This is a genomic window from Rhodopirellula sp. SH410, from assembly GCF_055811895.1.
The window spans coordinates 1,217,456-1,233,596 of the sequence record NZ_CM147949.1 but is presented as its reverse complement, the minus strand read 5'-3'; the positions used below and the strand labels follow the sequence as shown (position 1 = coordinate 1,233,596).

The window sequence follows — 16,141 nt, the reverse complement described above, 5'->3', positions numbered from 1 at the left end:
CCGTGCAGCATCTCGATCGCTTACGCAAGGTATTGGACATGCGGACACATTCGCTGTGGACGGTTCATCTCATCACGCTTTTCAGCATCGTTATTTGGGCGATGATCGACTTGCGTTTTGAATCCCTAATCCGTTCACTGCGGATGCCCCCCGTCTCTGCAGGTGCTTGGTTTTACGATGCGGCGGAAGGTGTCGGACAGGTGCGAGTGATCCTGATTCTCTGCATCCTGTCCATCGCTGCGACAACACTTTGCATGCTGATCGGCAACCGATTTCGATCCGCGCGGAACCCCCAATCACGATCGATCCGCTCGCTACTGGCGATCGCGTTGGTGGTAGCGATGTGGTGCAGCATTGCCGCCAACTATTCGGCGCTCGCTTGGCAAGGCCAGCGAATTCGAGTGGGTTTCCAAATCAATCAACTCGAAGTTTTTACCGAAGCGCTGCGTGATGACTGGCCGGCTCGGGATGGCGAGATCCCAGCTGTCGGCCCGTTCATGGCGTATCCTTTTGGACGGCCCACCGTTCTTGTTCTGCTCGTCTCGCCGACGCTGGCCAACGACCAGTTAAGCATTTCCGCTATCGAGCGAAGCACACTTGGCGCGATTAAACTGCAACTCAGCGGCACCGAGCACGATGACTGGGCGGAGTGGCATCCTGCGGGCAGTCATCCTGCTTCCTTCGTCGGTGGCCTCAGCGATCCGCACGACCTGGAATCATTCACGAACCTGGGCAAGGGCTGGAGCCTGGTTCGGTACCGATCATAGCCGGCCGGACGACGTCAGCGACGGTTGATGCCCCGTGGGTCGCGGTCAACTCGACACCGTCGGCCGGCACCCTAAAGCGGTGCCTTCGCTCTGGCGTCCTCTGTCCACCTCATCGCTTGTCCCCCAGTTCCTCTAGCAAGTCGGTCTGCACTTGCTGAATCTCAAGCAAACGTTGCCATTGATGGGTTAACAGCAGGTCCAGCTTGGAATGCAAGTGTCGGATTTCGAGTTCCGCTTTCAAGTTGACCCGGTAATCGTTATCTGCCTTGAGTCGGTCTTTCTCATTCTGTCGGTTCTGGCTCATGATGATGATCGGTGCCTGAATCGCGGCCAGGCATGAGAGCACCAGGTTCAACAGGATGAATGGGTAGGGATCGAACGGCGTGCTAGACAGGGCGATCGAATTGATGATGACCCAAGCGACCAGGACTGTCGAGAAGATTGAAATGAACGTCCAACTGCCACCAAAGCTGGCAACTTTGTCCGCGAGATGTTGACCGAATGTCATGCTCTCGTCGACTTGATCGTTTAGATTTTGCGTCATGACATCGTGCTCACGCAAACTCTCGATGACGTCTTTCTCGAGTGTTGAGAGTTCTCCGCGTTCCTGTTCAAGCACGTTTTGGACGTACAGGCTGCGAAAGTGGTTGAGGTCGCTGTGGCAGATGTAGGTATCGGCGCTCCACTGGGGATGCTCGGCAGTGATGCGATCGGCGATCAGCGGTCGAACGAATCGCCCCGGCGTCAGTTCCGACATCGGAAATTGCTTGCCGCAGACCCCGCAAGTCGACTTGTGATGATTGTTCATGGTTGTTCTTGGATAGAAATGACACTGCCCAACGACGAGCCACTGCCTCTTACGCTAAACGAGTCGAGTTGAATTTTTGGAGCGGAACATCTGATCTGGATCAGTGGCGGCGTGCAGGGTCGGGATCGGAGCAGATATCGGGTCAGAGTATCTCCTCAATGTATCCAATTGAATTCGGTTTGGTGTGACCTGCCGCACCTAGCGTCCTGTCAGCTGGGCATACGTGTTTTTGCGTTCTCACGTCACCATGATGCCGCATGCACGCTGGCGACACCCCTCCGCTTCCATACAACTGAATGAAACCGACGCCCGATCTCCAGGAACTTCATCTAACCATCACTCCTCAGACCGAAGTACGCTTCCGGCGGATGAGCCCTGAATGATTGCTGTGACGGGGCCCCGTCATTGCGTCGAGGTCGGTTTGAAATCAGGATGCGTTTCGGACAAGATCTCGAGGATGTTGGTACGATCGGCTGCCGAAAGGTGGGCGTCGGCTGGGCGGGCCTGCTGGCCTGTTAGCACCGCTTTGAGTTGGCGGACAATCTCGATTCGCAAACTCGGTTCCAAGGAAGCGAACGCGTCCGAGTAAATCAGATAGCTGCAGGGGTACTGAAATAGGCGTGAGTGGAGATCAAAATCCCGCAGCGAGCGGCCTTGAGAATCCTGGGGCCCGCGAGATTGAAAGTCATCGGCGAACACCACCGATCCACGTACTTCATCGGTCAGTTTCGCTTCGTCGCGAAACAGGATTCGGTCAACGACTTCGCGGGCAATCATCTCGAGTTGAGCCCCTGCTTCGGCCTGATCGATCTGGTCGGCGTCGAGCATGCCGGCATCGTGCCCAAGCTTGCGGGCGAAAAAATTGGCGCGTACCATCGCGTTGTGCATCTGCGTTTGATGCTCGAGCACCATCAACGCCACGATGTCGCTATACGGTGAAAGGTAGTTTGACGTGTCGAATTCGTCACGAAGATTCATGCGGTTGCCAGTCTCGCTCGTGTCGAGCTTGCCTGATCGGATGTAAGCATTGCCCATATGCCGCATGCCGCCATGGATGCCGGTCACGTACCAACCGCCCCATCGCTGGGAAAGCGGGCTGGTATCGCTGGTGATGAAGGACTCCAACTGCGGGTCCAGACTGCCATCGTAAGCAGGCATGACGCTGCGCACCGTGTGACCGGGCATGCCTTGAGTCAACGACGTGGCGTGGCAGGCCAAGCAGTCATAGTTCTGCCGTTCCACTTTCGCACGCCAGGGCGCCATGTCGACGGTATAGAACGCGGCACCGAGTTTGGGATCCGCGGTTGAGATCTCGACCAACGAACTGCCGTTGACCCAACCGAGATAGGTGTCGTCGTTGAAATACACTGCCCGTGGGTTGCGACGCGAGATGTAGCGAACCTGCATGCTCGTTTTCGAAAACACGAGCGTTTGTGAGGACGCTGGAATTTCAAGTGCTTCGAGCAGCGATTCCAAATACCCTCGTTCGCGGGTGTATTGGAGGGTAATTTCTTTCTTCTTGAGTTTGTCCATGAGCCGTGTCACACGGTTCTCACCAGCCGTTTCGCTGTATCGAAACGGCGCTTCTTCAATGTCGATATCCGCAGTGAACTGAGCAGAGACGGTCGCCCCCATAACAGTCAAAATCAGCAATGACGCGAAAGCTCGAGAGCATTTCATGATGGACACTCGGTGGTATTGGACACCGGACCGAAACTCGCGACGGAACGAGAAATTCGTTGATCGGTGGTGCTGGGAAGGTGGGAAATTCGGTAGGCATGCATCAGCGGGGTGCCCAATCACGCCCGCCACTGACGTGGGACCAGCGAAACGCAAGTTATGCACCTAATGGTATAGTTTCAAGATATCGATGTCAATACGCAACGGCTCGACGTCCACTCCCGCTGCCCCCACCCACCGTACGGGCTGCCGGCGCAAATGACATGGACCGTGCGGCTGCCAGTTCAGCTCCGCCCAGACAGATCCTGCCGGATTGGTCCCCACGGCTGCCACCTTTAGAATCCAAGCCTCTCCCCAATCCAGTGCATGTCGCTGCCAAGGCGAGTGGAGCGGCGGCCCGCGTGAAAAGCCCCGTTGATCGACCAAGCCAGCGCGGGGCGGATCCACTGGCTCGCGGCAGTACACTTTCGTTCGGAAACCCCATGACCAGCAAACCAACCGCTCGACAAATCATGATCGTCGATGACGAGCGTAATATGTGCGAGCTCATCGAAACGGATTTGCGACTGCGTGGCGTCCCCAGCCGCTGGTACACATCCGCGACGGAAGCGCTCGCGGCGATCCACGAACACGATTTTGACGTGATCTTGACCGACGTCCGCATGCCGGGGACGACGGGACTGCAGTTCTGCCAGCAACTCTCGCAGACACGGCCTGACATTCCGGTCGTCGTGATGACCGCGTTTGGCACTCTCGAAACGGCCGTCAGCGCCATGCGATCGGGCGCGTACGATTTCATCATCAAACCGATCGAGATGGATCTGCTCTCGATCACCCTGCACCGCGCGATTGAGCACCGCCGACTGACCGAACAGGTCCGCTTGCTCGAATCGACTTGCGACTCGGCGATCGCGTTCGGAGAAATCCTCGGACAAAGTCCCACGATGAGAAAGCTCTATGATCATCTCGAACAAGTCGCCGCGTCCGACGCTGCGGTACTGATCACAGGCGAGAGTGGCACAGGAAAGGAGCTTGTCGCACGCTCGATTCATGCGCGCAGCCGGCGGGCGGAGAAACCATTTGTCGCCATAAATTGTGCTGCATTAACAGAAACCTTGCTCGAAAGTGAGCTGTTCGGGCATGTCAAAGGTGCGTTCACTGACGCGCGAGGGGAGCGCAAGGGGCTTTTCCTCGAAGCGGATGGCGGCACGCTGCTGCTCGATGAAATGGGTGAGATGCCCATGTCGATGCAAGTCCGACTGTTGCGAGCTTTGGAGGAGCGCCGGGTTCGTCCAGTCGGCAGTGACAAAGAATTTCCATTTGACGTGCGGGTGTTGACCGCGACCAATCGCGATTTGGAAACAGCGGTTGCTGAGGGGCGTTTCCGCGAAGATCTTTATTACCGCATCAATGTGATCGGCATCGAGCTACCGCCGCTACGTGCCCGCGGCACGGATATCCTACGCTTGGCAGAGCATTTTGAAGCGAAATTCGCAGACAGTGAACGCAAGTCCGTATCCGGATTCGGGGAGGGCGTTGCGGAAAAACTGCTCAGCTACTCGTGGCCGGGCAACGTCCGCGAACTGCGAAACGTGATGGAGCGTGCCGTCGCGCTGACGCGTTACGATACGATCACCTTGGAAGACCTGCCCGAAAAAATCCGCAACTTCCAGGGCGGTGAACTCTTCATTGGCGGCCTCGACCCCAGTGAACTGGTTCCGATGGAAGAGATCGAACGCCGTTACATTCACCACGTCTTGGACGCCGTGGGCGGCAACCAGAGCCAGGCCGCCCGGATCCTCGGCCTCGATCGCAAAACGATCTACCGCAAATTGAAATCCATCTAGTTCGACTGTTGATTCCGTCGAAGCTCGACCGGCAGGGGTGAGCCCAATGCGGTTCGGCATCGGGCAGCGTGAGCCCCCCGGCCGCTGACGTGTCTGGGCGCACCCGAACAACAATGTGCTCCTTGCATGGTGTGTGTGTGACACTGCCCGAAAACCCAGCGTGAATGCGAGAATTGTCGGCATGCGTTCTCGAAACGCACGCGAACGACGCCGCACTGAATCGCTGGCGAACCAGAAACAGCAACGCCGCCTGGGTGCTGATCACCCCCTTAACATCGTCTGTACGTCGCGTATCAGCGCGTGATGTCGCTGCGTAGGAAGTGAGCAACGAATTGGCCCAGTGAATGCATCGCCTTCCTAAGCATCACTCTTTTCTAACTGCGTCTGCCCACTGTTTGGGCACCGCGTGCTTGGATTCGGTCAGCAGTAGGCGTTATTTCTGTGTCCATTCATGTTCACCCGCGGCATACTCAGGGCGTCTGTCGCCTTGCCGCCTGGTGGTTGCTGCTGGGGATGCCGCTGACGTTCGTCGGCTGTTCATCCGGCGATATCACGCTGGCGGATCTGGAAGCCGCTGCTGCCAAGGTGGACGTCTCTGACATCGTGATCGATGAACCGGATTCCTCCTCCGTCGCCATGCTGAATCTCGAAGCGAGTGATCTTAAGTTTGGATTTATCAAACTCACCGACTGCGCCCCGCTGGTCATCGCCAAAGAGAAGGGATACTTCGATGACGAGGGTCTCAATGTCACGTTGGAGCCTCAATCAAACTGGAAGATCCTGCTCGACAATGTGATCAATGGACAGCTCGACGGAGCCCATATGTTGGCGGGCCAGCCGATCGGTGCAACGATTGGAATTGGAACGCAGTCACCAATCGTGACCGCCTACAGCATGGATTACAACGGCAATGCGATCACCGTCAGTAACGACGTCTGGGCTCAGATGCAGGAGCATGCCCCAAAGCTCAAGAGTCCCACGCCGCCGCACCCCATTTCTGCGGACAGCCTCAAACCCGTCGTGCTTGAGTACCTGGCCGATCAAGGACAGCCTTTCCCGATGGGGATGGTTTTTCCGGTCAGTACCCACAACTATGAAATTCGATATTGGTTGGCCGCTGCGGGGATTCATCCGGGCATGTATACCGCGAGTGACTTGAACGGTTTTCAGGACGCACAGGTTCAGCTATCGACCGTTCCGCCGCCTCAGATGCCCCAGAACCTTGAGGCCGATATCGTCAAGGGTTACTGCGTCGGCGAACCGTGGAATCAGAAAGCGGTGGCGACTGGCATCGGAGTTCCGGTAACGACCAACAGCGAGATTTGGAAAAACAATCCAGAGAAAGTATTTGGCGTTTCCAAGTCATGGGCAGAGGCACATCCCAGCACGCATCTTGCCGTGATCAAGGCGCTGATCCGCGCCGGAAAATGGCTCGACCAGAAGGACGCATCCGGCAAACTCATCAATCGCCCGGAAGCGGCCAAGATTCTAAGTGGCAAAGACTACGTCGGCGCTGAAGAGGAGGTGATTGCACAGTCAATGACAGGCACCTTTACGTTTCAGTCTACCGACGTCCGCGAGATGCCCGACTTCAATGTCTTCTTTCGCGGCAATGCCAGCTATCCGCACTACAGTGACTGCATTTGGTTTCTGACGCAGATGCGCCGGTGGGGGCAGATCACCGAAGCGAAGCCTGCAACGTGGTACGCCGAGACGGCCCAAGAAATCTACAAGCCGGAGATCTATCGTCAAGCAGCTGAATTGTTGATTAGTGAAGGGAGGCTTGCCCCCGATGAATTACCGCCACCGGACTACGACGGCTATCGGCCGGCCACGACGGAATTCATCGATGGAAATCCATACGACGGTCGCGACCCCATTGGATACATCAACAGCTTTGAAATCGGAACGAAGGAAGAGTCATGAATTGGCGAGGAAATCTACTGCGTGCGTGTGAGGTCGCCGGACTGCCGATCCTCGAACCGTTTGTGCGTTTGGCTGCGGGTGAAGACAAGCAGGAGCAATTCAAAGGGATCGCCAAATACGTGCTGCTGCCGATGGTAGCCATCGGTCTATTCTTGGTGATGTGGAACGCGGCGGCGAAGACCGTTGTGACCGATAGCGCGAAACTCCCCAGCCCGATGGCGACATGGGATGCGGGGCGGCAACTGATTGCGATGCACTTTGAACAGAAACAAGCCGATCGATTGGCCAAGCAAGAAAAGCTCGGCGAAGCGGTGTACATGATTGCGGAGGCCAATGCCTATGAAGCCGCCGCGGTGAAATCGACAGGTGCGAAACAGGAGGCCTATGTCGCCAAAGCGGCGACGCTAAAGACACGTGCGTTGGCCGCCGCCAACTACCAAGCCTCCAGTGCACCGACATTCCTGGATCAGATTTGGACGAGCGTGAGCACGGTGTTCTTTGGGTTCCTGCTGGCCACGATCGTCGCGGTTCCGCTGGGGGTCCTTTGTGGTATGAGCCCGTGGTGCAACGCCGCTCTCACCCCATTCATTCAGATATTTAAACCCGTCAGCCCGCTGGCGTGGTTGCCTTTGGCGTTCATCGTCATCATGTGGTACTACGCTGGCTATGCGTCAGGTGAAACCTACTTTGACAAAGCCTTTCTGATCTCCGCCACCACCGTTTGCCTGTGCTCTCTATGGCCCACCCTCGTCAACACGACGCTCGGGGTCGCGAGCGTTGACAAAGATTTCATTAACGTTGCCGATGTACTGCGTTTGTCATGGATGCAACGACTTTTTAAGATCATTTTGCCCGCCAGTCTGCCGTTAATGTTTGCGGGCATGCGGATCAGCCTCGGGGTGGGCTGGATGGTCTTGATCGCCGCCGACATGCTCGCCCAAAACCCTGGACTGGGGAAGTTTGTGTGGGATGAGTTCCAAAACGGTAGTGAGTTGACGTACGCACGGATCGCCTTCAGTGTGATCGTGATTGGCATGATTGGACTCGTACTCGATCGCTTCATGATCTTTCTTCGTAATCTCGTCAGCTTCGGAAACCCTGCCACCGCGTGACGGCATGGTTTCGTTGCGTTTCGCAGTCGGTGGTGTGTGGGGACACATACCGACTGCGGAACGTTTTTATTCTTGCCTTATCTCGATACAGAAGCTTTGCACATGAGTGTCCTACTCCGTCACGAACCCAGCGTTCTGAAGCCGCCGAAAGTTTCGGTGCCCCCGTCGATCCTGCAAATGGAAAACGTTTGCAAAGGCTACGGAAGTGGCGTGACACGCAGCGAAGTCTTGAGCAATATCAACCTCGAAATCCGCGAGGGCGAGTTCCTCGCGGTCGTCGGATTCAGCGGTAGCGGTAAAACCACATTCACCCAACTCGCCGCGGGTCTGATCCGACCCGATCGTGGCTCAATCGAAATGGAGGGACAGCGGATTACGGGGCCCTCGGCGGATCGCGGTTTAGTCTTTCAAAACTACTCCTTATTGCCTTGGCTAACCGTTCGTGGAAACATCGCGTTGTCCGTCAATGCCGTGTTCCGAAATTGGTCGCGGGCGGAACGACGCGATCATGTCGAGCGTTTCATTGAGATGGTGGGCTTGAGCCATGCTGCTCACCGTCGCCCCCACGAACTATCCGGCGGCATGCGGCAACGCACTTCGCTGGCGAGAACCCTGGCGATGAAACCGAAAATGCTGTTGTTGGACGAACCGCTATCGGCCCTCGATGCGCTGACGCGGTCCCAATTGGGCGACGAGATACTGAAGATTTGGCAGGAGGAACGCCAGACCTGCTTGATGATCACCAATGACGTCGACGAAGCGATCCTGGTGGCTGATCGGATCGTGCCTCTCACCCCGGGCCCCAAGGCGACGCTCGGTCCAATCTTCGACGTTGACATCGACCGCCCCCGCAACCGTGCCGAACTCAATGACAGTGAGCATTTCAAGAGTCTCCGCAACGCTGTCACGAATTACCTTGTGAATGTACGGCAAAAGGCGCGCGACGAAGAATTGGCGGCGAGCAAACATCTCTCATTCCGACTTCCCGATATCCACCCGCAAGACCTAACTCGCAAGGGACGTCGAATGGGCTAAGCGACCGCGAATGAACAACCCGAGTAGCGCCGTTCGACCGAAACACTCCCCCTGACCGGCTTCGTGTCGACTCGAAAATCACCGACTGAATAAGTGGCCAAACGCTCCTCAGTGATTCCATCCCAACTGCGTTCGCGAACATCTGGCCGAATCTTGCCCCCCTCACGATCGCAGCCCAATCCCAAGGACATCCAACCATGCGTGGCTACGTAGAACTGTTCCGCCTCGGCAAAACGTACGACACACACAGTGGCCCCGTTGTGATTGTCGAAGACTTCGATCTCAATCTGGTTCAAGGCGAATACGTTTCGCTGCTCGGGCATTCAGGATGCGGCAAGAGCACTGTCCTCACGATGATTGCCGGCCTGAATTCGATCACCACGGGCGGCGTGGTGATTGACGGTCGCGAGATTGATGGCCCGGGGCCTGATCGCGGCGTCGTTTTCCAGTCGCCGTGTTTGATGCCTTGGATGACGGCGCTTGATAACGTGATGCTGGGTGTCAACCAAGTCTACCGAAACGCATCCAAACGCGACCGCATCGACTTGGCGAGCTATTACCTGAATCTTGTCGGACTGGGTAACATCCTACACAAACGCGCCAAGGATCTCAGCCAGGGGATGCAGCAACGCGTGGGGATCGCTCGGGCATTTGCATTGAAACCTAAAATGCTGCTACTCGACGAACCCTTTGGGATGCTCGATTCCTTGACTCGCATGGAACTGCAAGAAATCTTGTTGGAGATCCTCGTGCGAGACAAGGTCACCACAGTCATGGTGACTCACGATGTGGATGAGGCGTTGTTCATGAGTGACCGGGTGGTGATGATGACCAACGGGCCTCGCGCCCGCGTCGGCGCGATTTTCAGTCTGCCGTTCGAGCGTCCACGACAGCGTGCTGACGTACTCGAGCACCCTGAATATTATGAGTTCCGGCGGAAGATGATTGAGTTCCTCGAAGGCCAAGACCATCCCAAACGCAACAGCGAATGTGGTGGTGAAGAGTCGGCGACGTCTGAGCGATCGGACCTTTCACTGACCAGCCATTGATTTCGGCAGACGTGCGCGTCTGCTCAGAGCCAGCGGAACGTTCTGCAGTGAAAACGTGAAGAAATCTCGAAAAGGCGGTGCGGTCAGAAATTTTGGGAAGAAACGGCGAATCCCTCATTGAAACACCTCCTCATTCCGATGTTCGAACTATGACGGCGCGATCAATCCTTTTCACTCAAAAGTGCCCTATCATGAACGCAGGCTCCACTGTCGATCAACCGAACCCCACGGCTTGGCGAGAGCGTGTTGCCTCTTATATCGAAGAGACAACTGACCTCGCGAACTCGATCGACTTGATTTTAGACGAAACTCGAATGGGCGCCGCGAATCGTTGCGGCGATGAGGCCGATGCTCCCGAGCAGCAGTTAGTTGCGGCGATCTCAGAGCTGGAACGAATTGTGGAGAAACGCGACGCGTTACTGCGTGCCGACGACGCACCTCCCTTCGGCCTAAGTCTGTCGGCAAAACTGCTCTCAACGCGTCGAATTGAGGACGCGAGGCTTGCGAAGTGCTGTGGCGAGGTTGCGGATTTGGTTGCCCAAACGCACCAGCGGGCCACTTCACTGTTCATTTGCCAATACCATTTGGCAGGGGTCCCGGGTGATTTGATGGCGAGTTTAGCGGCTGCCACCAAGTTGCAATCGACCCATGGCGGCCGTTTCAACGAAGCGGCCTAGGTTGCGGACCCTGTTTGTCCGAGAGTTTTGCCATCCCGATCGGGAATGAATTAGCTCGCCAGCAAAGCCACGTTGGCGAACCAGGCCGCCGAGTCATGGGTATAGACGGCCGTGGGGGGGAGAGACAGGTGATGGCGACGAGGTGATGGGGACGGGCAGCTAGCCCGGTATTGGTTGCGTTTGGCCTACATAACGGAATCTACCCCGGTTTCTCTCGTTCGAATCACCCCCTAAACTGCCGCGTTGTTTTCGACCAAGCCCCGCTAAGCCCCCCGTTTGCACCAAACGGGCCTGTCAAATACCCAATCGAAGGATTTCCAATGGCTAAGGGACTTTTTACCCAAGGCATCGTGGTTTTACTGCGCCAAAGCGTGAGTATCGAAGAGGTCGCAGCCGCCATCGACGACTTCTTCCCGTCCGATCCCATCGAAGCCTCCGAGGACTGGACATTCCTTGGTCCCGCCGTGCTGATGAATATGGATGAGGATGGCAGTGGCAAGGTCGTCGTCGACGTGGTCGATCATCCCTGGCCCGATGCGATGGGTGGGTCACCGGACGACCCGTCTGCCTCGGAGGACAGCCAGATTGTCGACGCGTGGGCGCTGGGTAACTTCGGTCCACACAACTACCCCGGATCGCTGCAACGCGCTTGCGAGCAATCATGGGTGTGGGAAGATGGCCGTGAACTTGCTGAGCAACCGACAGCGTTTATCCGAGTCCGCAGTTCCTACGTGCTCGGTGAAGACGACAACGCCCCCGTCTTGCCCGAGGGCTATGAACCGTTCGACGAGCTCGCATTGGTCACCGAGATTGCCGCGGCGATCACGGAGTTGCCTCAAGCCATCTGCTATTTCAATCCCAACGGCGAAGTCCTGCGCGACCTCAAGACGCTCAACGAAAGTTTCGAGTACGCCGAAGAGAACGATTTCCCGCCCTTGGACCTGTGGTCGAACGTCCGATTGTTCCGTTTGGAAAACGAATGGGCGGTCATGGATACGGTCGGCAATTCGCAACTCGACTTGCTCGACATCGAAGCCTGCTTTCACGCCGAGTCGTACGATTTTACAGAAGTCGAAAGCTTCCTGCGTCTAGTCACATGCTTCCTCGAAGAAGCGGAGGAGCCGATTGAAGACGGCGACTCCGTCGAGGGCCCTGGCGACGTCATCTGGAGAGTTTGGCGGATGGACGACAGCATTGCCGCGCCCCCGCGGAGCGTGCTCCGATGCTTGCCTCAAGACAATCGTGATGTGCCCGAGCAATACAGCGTGCCGGGAATGGATCAGCCATCGGATGAGCCGGACGCCGCTTCATGACGCAGGCTTCGCCGATCGGCCTCGAACTTTTTGAGTTCCTGGACGACCTGTCGCGTCACAATGATCGTGAATGGTTTCACGCGAACAAACAGCGATACGAACATGCCGTGCGTGAGCCGGCGTTGGAGCTGATTGAGCAACTCGCGGTGCCACTGCGGCGATCGGCACCCATGTTAAATGCGATCGCCAAACGCAGCGGCGGGTCGCTGCTGCGGATCCACCGGGACACGCGATTCTCCAAAGACAAAACACCCTATAAAACGAACGTGGGCATTTCGATTCGGCATCAAGCCGACGACAATATCCACGCTCCTGGGGTCTATGTTCACCTCGCCAACGACGAGTGTGTGGTCGCCGCCGGCTGCTGGCGTCCGCACCGCGACACCCTGGCGGCGATTCGGCGCGCGATTGATACCGATCCACGAGCCTGGCATCGGGCGCGGGATCAAAAGAAATTCCGTGAGGCGTTTCGTCTCTCCGGTGAATCACTCAAGACCTCGCCGCGTGATTACCCGATGGATCATCCCGAGATTGAAGATCTCCGCCGCATTGATTTCATCGCCGTCGCGAACCTGACGCAGCATGAGATCACCAGTGACGGGGCCGTTGCAAAGATCGTGGGCCTGATCCGCGACACCAAACCGTTGATGCGGTTTTTGTGCAGCGCCATTGATGTGCCCTACTGAATTGTCGACCGACGGCTCCGCCCGTCGGGAGTGAGCCCTAAATGCTCACCTTGAAGAATCGCGGTTCGAGCTGTTCCGTTCGGCCCAGCGGAGTGGTCCGGCTACATTGGAGAAAAACAAGTGAATTCATCTTCAGCTTCGCTCGTAATTGACGCGACCGCCCTGCCGATCCCCAATTCGCAGGCGCTACGTTATCTGCCTGAGGGCCCGATTCCGCTGCTCGCGGCAAACTGCCTTTCCTGGGTCGGGATTCAACATGGACCGCAGGCACGCCACGGCTCGATCAATCTGCTCAACCTAGCCACCGGCGAGAATCAGTCATTCGATCTGCCCGGTCGGCCCGGATTCGCGTTCGCGTGCTCAGGCACCGCCGCAGGCGAGATGCCGACTCGATTTGTCGCTGGCGTGGAGCGGTCACTCGGCATCTTCGATACCACCGATTCCTCATGGACCCCTTTTTGTGAGGGAATCGATGCGGACGTCGATAACACGATCATCAATGATGGGGTGGTGATCGGCGAGAACTTGGTTTTCGGTACCAAGGACCTTGCATTCTCCGAACGCAAAGCGGGACTGTATCTTTTTCGCGGGCGTGACCGAACCTTGATCCGACTGCGCGATGATCAGATTTGCAGCAACGGAAAAATGATCCGGACAGATGCCGCCGGTCAATTAAACTTGATCGACATTGATTCGCCGACGAAGAAGATCGTGCAATACGACCTCGATATGGATGCCGGCACGATCGGTGCGGAGCGAGTCTTAGTTGATTTAGCGGACGACCCCGGTGTTCCCGATGGTGCGATTCTGACACCCGACGGCAATGGCATCATCGTCTCTATCTATTTGCCCGAGGTGGCCAGTCACGGCGAAACACGCCAGTATGATCGCGAAACCGGACAACTGCAGTGCGTCTGGCGGACCCCGGGATCACCCCAGAACACCTGTCCGGCACTCGTCGTTGACCAGGGCTCCGTGCGGTTGATCATCACCACCGCCGTCGAAAACATGAGCGATGCCAATCGCCCGAAATGCCCCAACGCAGGCCAGTTGTTCGTCGCCGAAACAAATTTCCAGGACCCCGCTGAGATCGTGCCGCCGGTTTTTCAGTGGGATCAGTGAGCCACATGCCGTCAAGCACCGGGGCGATGACGCGTCTGGGTTGACGCCCCCAAATCTTTGACCCGATTCACGACGGCGGAACATCCCCACCGCGTGCGTCTCTGCTATCATTGGGTGCATGAAAACACTCTTACTCATTGCATTGTCGCTCACGCTCGTCACGGTCACCGATGCCGCCGAGCCGCCCGTCCCCGTCATCTTCGATACCGATATTGATACCGACTGTGACGATGTCGGCGCGGTGGCATGCCTGCATGCGATGGCGGATACGGGTGAGATCGAAATTCTGGCGACGACGGTCAGCTCGAACTTTGCCTATTCGGCACCATGCTTGGATGCACTGAACCGCTACTTCGGGCGCCCGAGTCTCCCGCTGGGCGTGCCCAAACGCGCCGGTGCGAGTGTCGACCGTGGCTCGAGGTACGCACAACAGATCGCGGAGCGTTTCCCTAGCCGATACGCCAGCAATGACGACGCCCCCTCCGCCGTGACCGTACTGCGTAGGGCACTCGCCGGCGCGGACGATGACTCGGTGCGATTGGTCACCGTCGGCTATCTGACCAACGTTGCTGACCTCTTGCGATCACCCGCTGACGACATCAGCCCGCTGTCAGGGCTGGAGCTCGCGCGGCAGAAGGTCTCGCACTTGGTTGTGATGGGCGGCCGTTATCCCGAGCACCTCGATCCAGGCAAGTTCGGCAACCTCAAACCGGACCCTGAATCGGCCGTCTATGCTGCCAACCACTGGCCAGGCACGATCTACTTCAGTGGTCTGGGCGAAGACGTCGGTACAGGTCGCGAACGCCACGATCTGGATCAAGACGATCCGCTGCGGGTTGCCTATGACCTGTACCTCGGTGACCAACCGACGCGATCGAGCTGGGATCAAGTCGCACTGCTATTCACCGTTCGTCCAAACGCGTCCTACTGGAGTGTCGAAACCAACGGCGGCAATCAGATCTATCCCAACGGCACGAACCGGTGGGTCGCCGAAGACGCCCACGACCATCGCTTGGTTAACTTTGCCGACGGCCAACGAGGCGAAGTCGAAGCGGAAATCGAACGCTTGATGATGGTCCGCCGAAATCCCAAGCAAATCCTGATTGTCGTCGGCCCAAGCACCCATCCACCGGGATCGCATGAAGTCGCCGCGGGAGCGAGATTGATGGCCTATTGCCTGGAACACGCTAAAAATCTGAAAGGTGTCGAGGCGACCGTCGTGCATGGCTGGCCTGACGACGAAGATTTACTGACTCGCACCGACTCGATCGTTTTCATGGGCGATACCTTTCCGCCCCAACGTTTGCCAGAAACCCAAAAAATCCTTGCCCGGATTGAACGCATGATGCAGCGTGGTTGTGGTATCGCGTGCGTGCATTTTGCGACCGCCTTGTTGGGCCAAGACGTCGCTGCCGATGGCGCTCATCCGCTGCTCGGGTGGATGGGCGGCTACTTCGCCAACAAAACATGCGCACACCACCCGGGCATCGCCAGAGTCTACGAAGCGGCCACCATTGTTCCGGCCTCGCCACAACATCCCATCTCACGCGGTTGGTCGGAGTTCACCCTTCACGATGAACCGTATATCAACAACTACTTTGGCAAGAACGACAACCAACCCGCCGCCAACGTGACAGCCATAGCAACGTCCATGCTGCCGCCCGAATCGCCACGCAAGGAGATTGTGTCATGGTGCGTTCAACGCGATCACGGACGTGGATTTGGGATCGTGATGCCGCATTTCTATGCAAACTGGAGCAACAACGATTTACGTCGCTGCATCCTCAACGGTATCGTCTGGACAGCCAACTGCGAGGTGCCGGGCGCAGGCGTTCGCACGGAGCTCCCCGACCTCGCAACATTCGAGCCAGCCGCGGTGCAGCCACGAAAGTAAACATCCGTTAATAAAAACACTCGTGCCCCCGTCCCGGGATGTGCCCCCTTCACGAGATAACGGTAAATAGCCGACCGATATCCGCTGGACATCAACGCAGCGGCTACCGGCGACCCGTTCGGGCGTATCGAGCCGTTCCTCGCCGGCAGGATGATGTCCCGTTACGCGGCGGAGCGTTTTCCTAGCCTGGTCGATGTTGGATTGCCTGCGGGTTGGCTTGCCGCG

Annotated in this window: 13 protein-coding genes; 11 read left to right on the top strand and 2 right to left on the bottom strand. The window is 57.3% G+C overall.

What is annotated here, in order from left to right:
• Positions 1–2 precede the first annotated feature (2 nt).
• The gene (locus tag SH410x_RS04790; RefSeq protein ID WP_473675103.1) at positions 3–767 is read left to right on the top strand and encodes a hypothetical protein; all 765 of its coding nucleotides are present in this window, start codon (positions 3–5) and stop codon (positions 765–767) included.
• 109 nt (positions 768–876) lie between these two features.
• On the opposite strand, the gene SH410x_RS04785 is transcribed toward SH410x_RS04790, so the two are convergent.
• Entirely contained in the window at positions 877–1,575 is a 699-nt protein-coding gene (locus tag SH410x_RS04785) for a DUF1003 domain-containing protein (RefSeq protein ID WP_473675101.1), read from the bottom strand.
• Positions 1,576–1,977: 402 nt separating this feature from the next.
• Positions 1,978–3,255, bottom strand: a complete 1,278-nt coding sequence (locus SH410x_RS04780; protein WP_473675099.1) for a hypothetical protein — start codon at positions 3,253–3,255, stop codon at positions 1,978–1,980.
• Positions 3,256–3,737: 482 nt separating this feature from the next.
• Between SH410x_RS04780 and SH410x_RS04775 the strand changes: the two genes are divergently transcribed.
• From SH410x_RS04775 to SH410x_RS04730, 10 genes are all read left to right on the top strand, one after another.
• Positions 3,738–5,102, top strand: coding sequence for a sigma-54-dependent transcriptional regulator (locus SH410x_RS04775; RefSeq protein ID WP_473675097.1), 1,365 nt, complete (start codon positions 3,738–3,740; stop codon positions 5,100–5,102).
• Positions 5,103–5,615: 513 nt separating this feature from the next.
• Complete coding sequence (locus SH410x_RS04770; protein WP_473677243.1) at positions 5,616–7,028, top strand: CmpA/NrtA family ABC transporter substrate-binding protein; 1,413 nt, start codon at positions 5,616–5,618, stop codon at positions 7,026–7,028.
• Entirely contained in the window at positions 7,025–8,140 is a 1,116-nt protein-coding gene (locus SH410x_RS04765) for an ABC transporter permease (protein ID WP_473675095.1), read from the top strand. Before SH410x_RS04770 ends, SH410x_RS04765 begins: the two co-directional genes overlap by 4 nt.
• A gap of 102 nt (positions 8,141–8,242) precedes the next feature.
• On the top strand, positions 8,243–9,175 hold the full coding sequence (locus SH410x_RS04760; protein WP_473675093.1) for an ABC transporter ATP-binding protein: 933 nt from the start codon (positions 8,243–8,245) through the stop codon (positions 9,173–9,175).
• A 197-nt stretch (positions 9,176–9,372) separates the two neighbouring features.
• Complete coding sequence (locus SH410x_RS04755) at positions 9,373–10,224, top strand: ABC transporter ATP-binding protein (protein ID WP_473675091.1); 852 nt, start codon at positions 9,373–9,375, stop codon at positions 10,222–10,224.
• Positions 10,225–10,415: 191 nt separating this feature from the next.
• Positions 10,416–10,901: a hypothetical protein gene (locus SH410x_RS04750; RefSeq protein WP_473675089.1), complete on the top strand. Its 486-nt coding sequence runs from the start codon at positions 10,416–10,418 to the stop codon at positions 10,899–10,901.
• 320 nt (positions 10,902–11,221) lie between these two features.
• A complete protein-coding gene (locus tag SH410x_RS04745; protein ID WP_473675087.1) occupies positions 11,222–12,214 on the top strand; it encodes a DUF4261 domain-containing protein in 993 nt (330 codons plus the stop codon).
• Entirely contained in the window at positions 12,211–12,900 is a 690-nt protein-coding gene (locus tag SH410x_RS04740; RefSeq protein ID WP_473675085.1) for a DUF2461 domain-containing protein, read from the top strand. The genes SH410x_RS04745 and SH410x_RS04740 overlap by 4 nt, the downstream gene beginning before the upstream one ends.
• Before the next feature lie 120 nt (positions 12,901–13,020).
• Positions 13,021–14,022, top strand: coding sequence for an SMP-30/gluconolactonase/LRE family protein (locus SH410x_RS04735; RefSeq protein WP_473675083.1), 1,002 nt, complete (start codon positions 13,021–13,023; stop codon positions 14,020–14,022).
• Between the two features lie 118 nt (positions 14,023–14,140).
• Positions 14,141–15,916, top strand: a complete 1,776-nt coding sequence (locus SH410x_RS04730) for a ThuA domain-containing protein (RefSeq protein WP_473675081.1) — start codon at positions 14,141–14,143, stop codon at positions 15,914–15,916.
• The last annotated feature ends 225 nt before the right edge of the window (positions 15,917–16,141 follow it).

Bases quoted from the DNA above. Each gene is read 5' to 3' on its own strand.
- SH410x_RS04780 (WP_473675099.1), bottom strand. From the start codon at position 3,255: ATGAAATGCTCTCGAGCTTTCGCGTCATTGCTGATTTTGACTGTTATG.
- SH410x_RS04770 (WP_473677243.1), top strand. From the start codon at position 5,616: ATGCCGCTGACGTTCGTCGGCTGTTCATCCGGCGATATCACGCTGGCG.
- SH410x_RS04760 (WP_473675093.1), top strand. From the start codon at position 8,243: ATGAGTGTCCTACTCCGTCACGAACCCAGCGTTCTGAAGCCGCCGAAA.
- SH410x_RS04785 (WP_473675101.1), bottom strand. From the start codon at position 1,575: ATGAACAATCATCACAAGTCGACTTGCGGGGTCTGCGGCAAGCAATTT.
- SH410x_RS04755 (WP_473675091.1), top strand. From the start codon at position 9,373: ATGCGTGGCTACGTAGAACTGTTCCGCCTCGGCAAAACGTACGACACA.
- SH410x_RS04740 (WP_473675085.1), top strand. From the start codon at position 12,211: ATGACGCAGGCTTCGCCGATCGGCCTCGAACTTTTTGAGTTCCTGGAC.
- SH410x_RS04730 (WP_473675081.1), top strand. From the start codon at position 14,141: ATGAAAACACTCTTACTCATTGCATTGTCGCTCACGCTCGTCACGGTC.
- SH410x_RS04750 (WP_473675089.1), top strand. From the start codon at position 10,416: ATGAACGCAGGCTCCACTGTCGATCAACCGAACCCCACGGCTTGGCGA.
- SH410x_RS04775 (WP_473675097.1), top strand. From the start codon at position 3,738: ATGACCAGCAAACCAACCGCTCGACAAATCATGATCGTCGATGACGAG.
- SH410x_RS04765 (WP_473675095.1), top strand. From the start codon at position 7,025: ATGAATTGGCGAGGAAATCTACTGCGTGCGTGTGAGGTCGCCGGACTG.
- SH410x_RS04745 (WP_473675087.1), top strand. From the start codon at position 11,222: ATGGCTAAGGGACTTTTTACCCAAGGCATCGTGGTTTTACTGCGCCAA.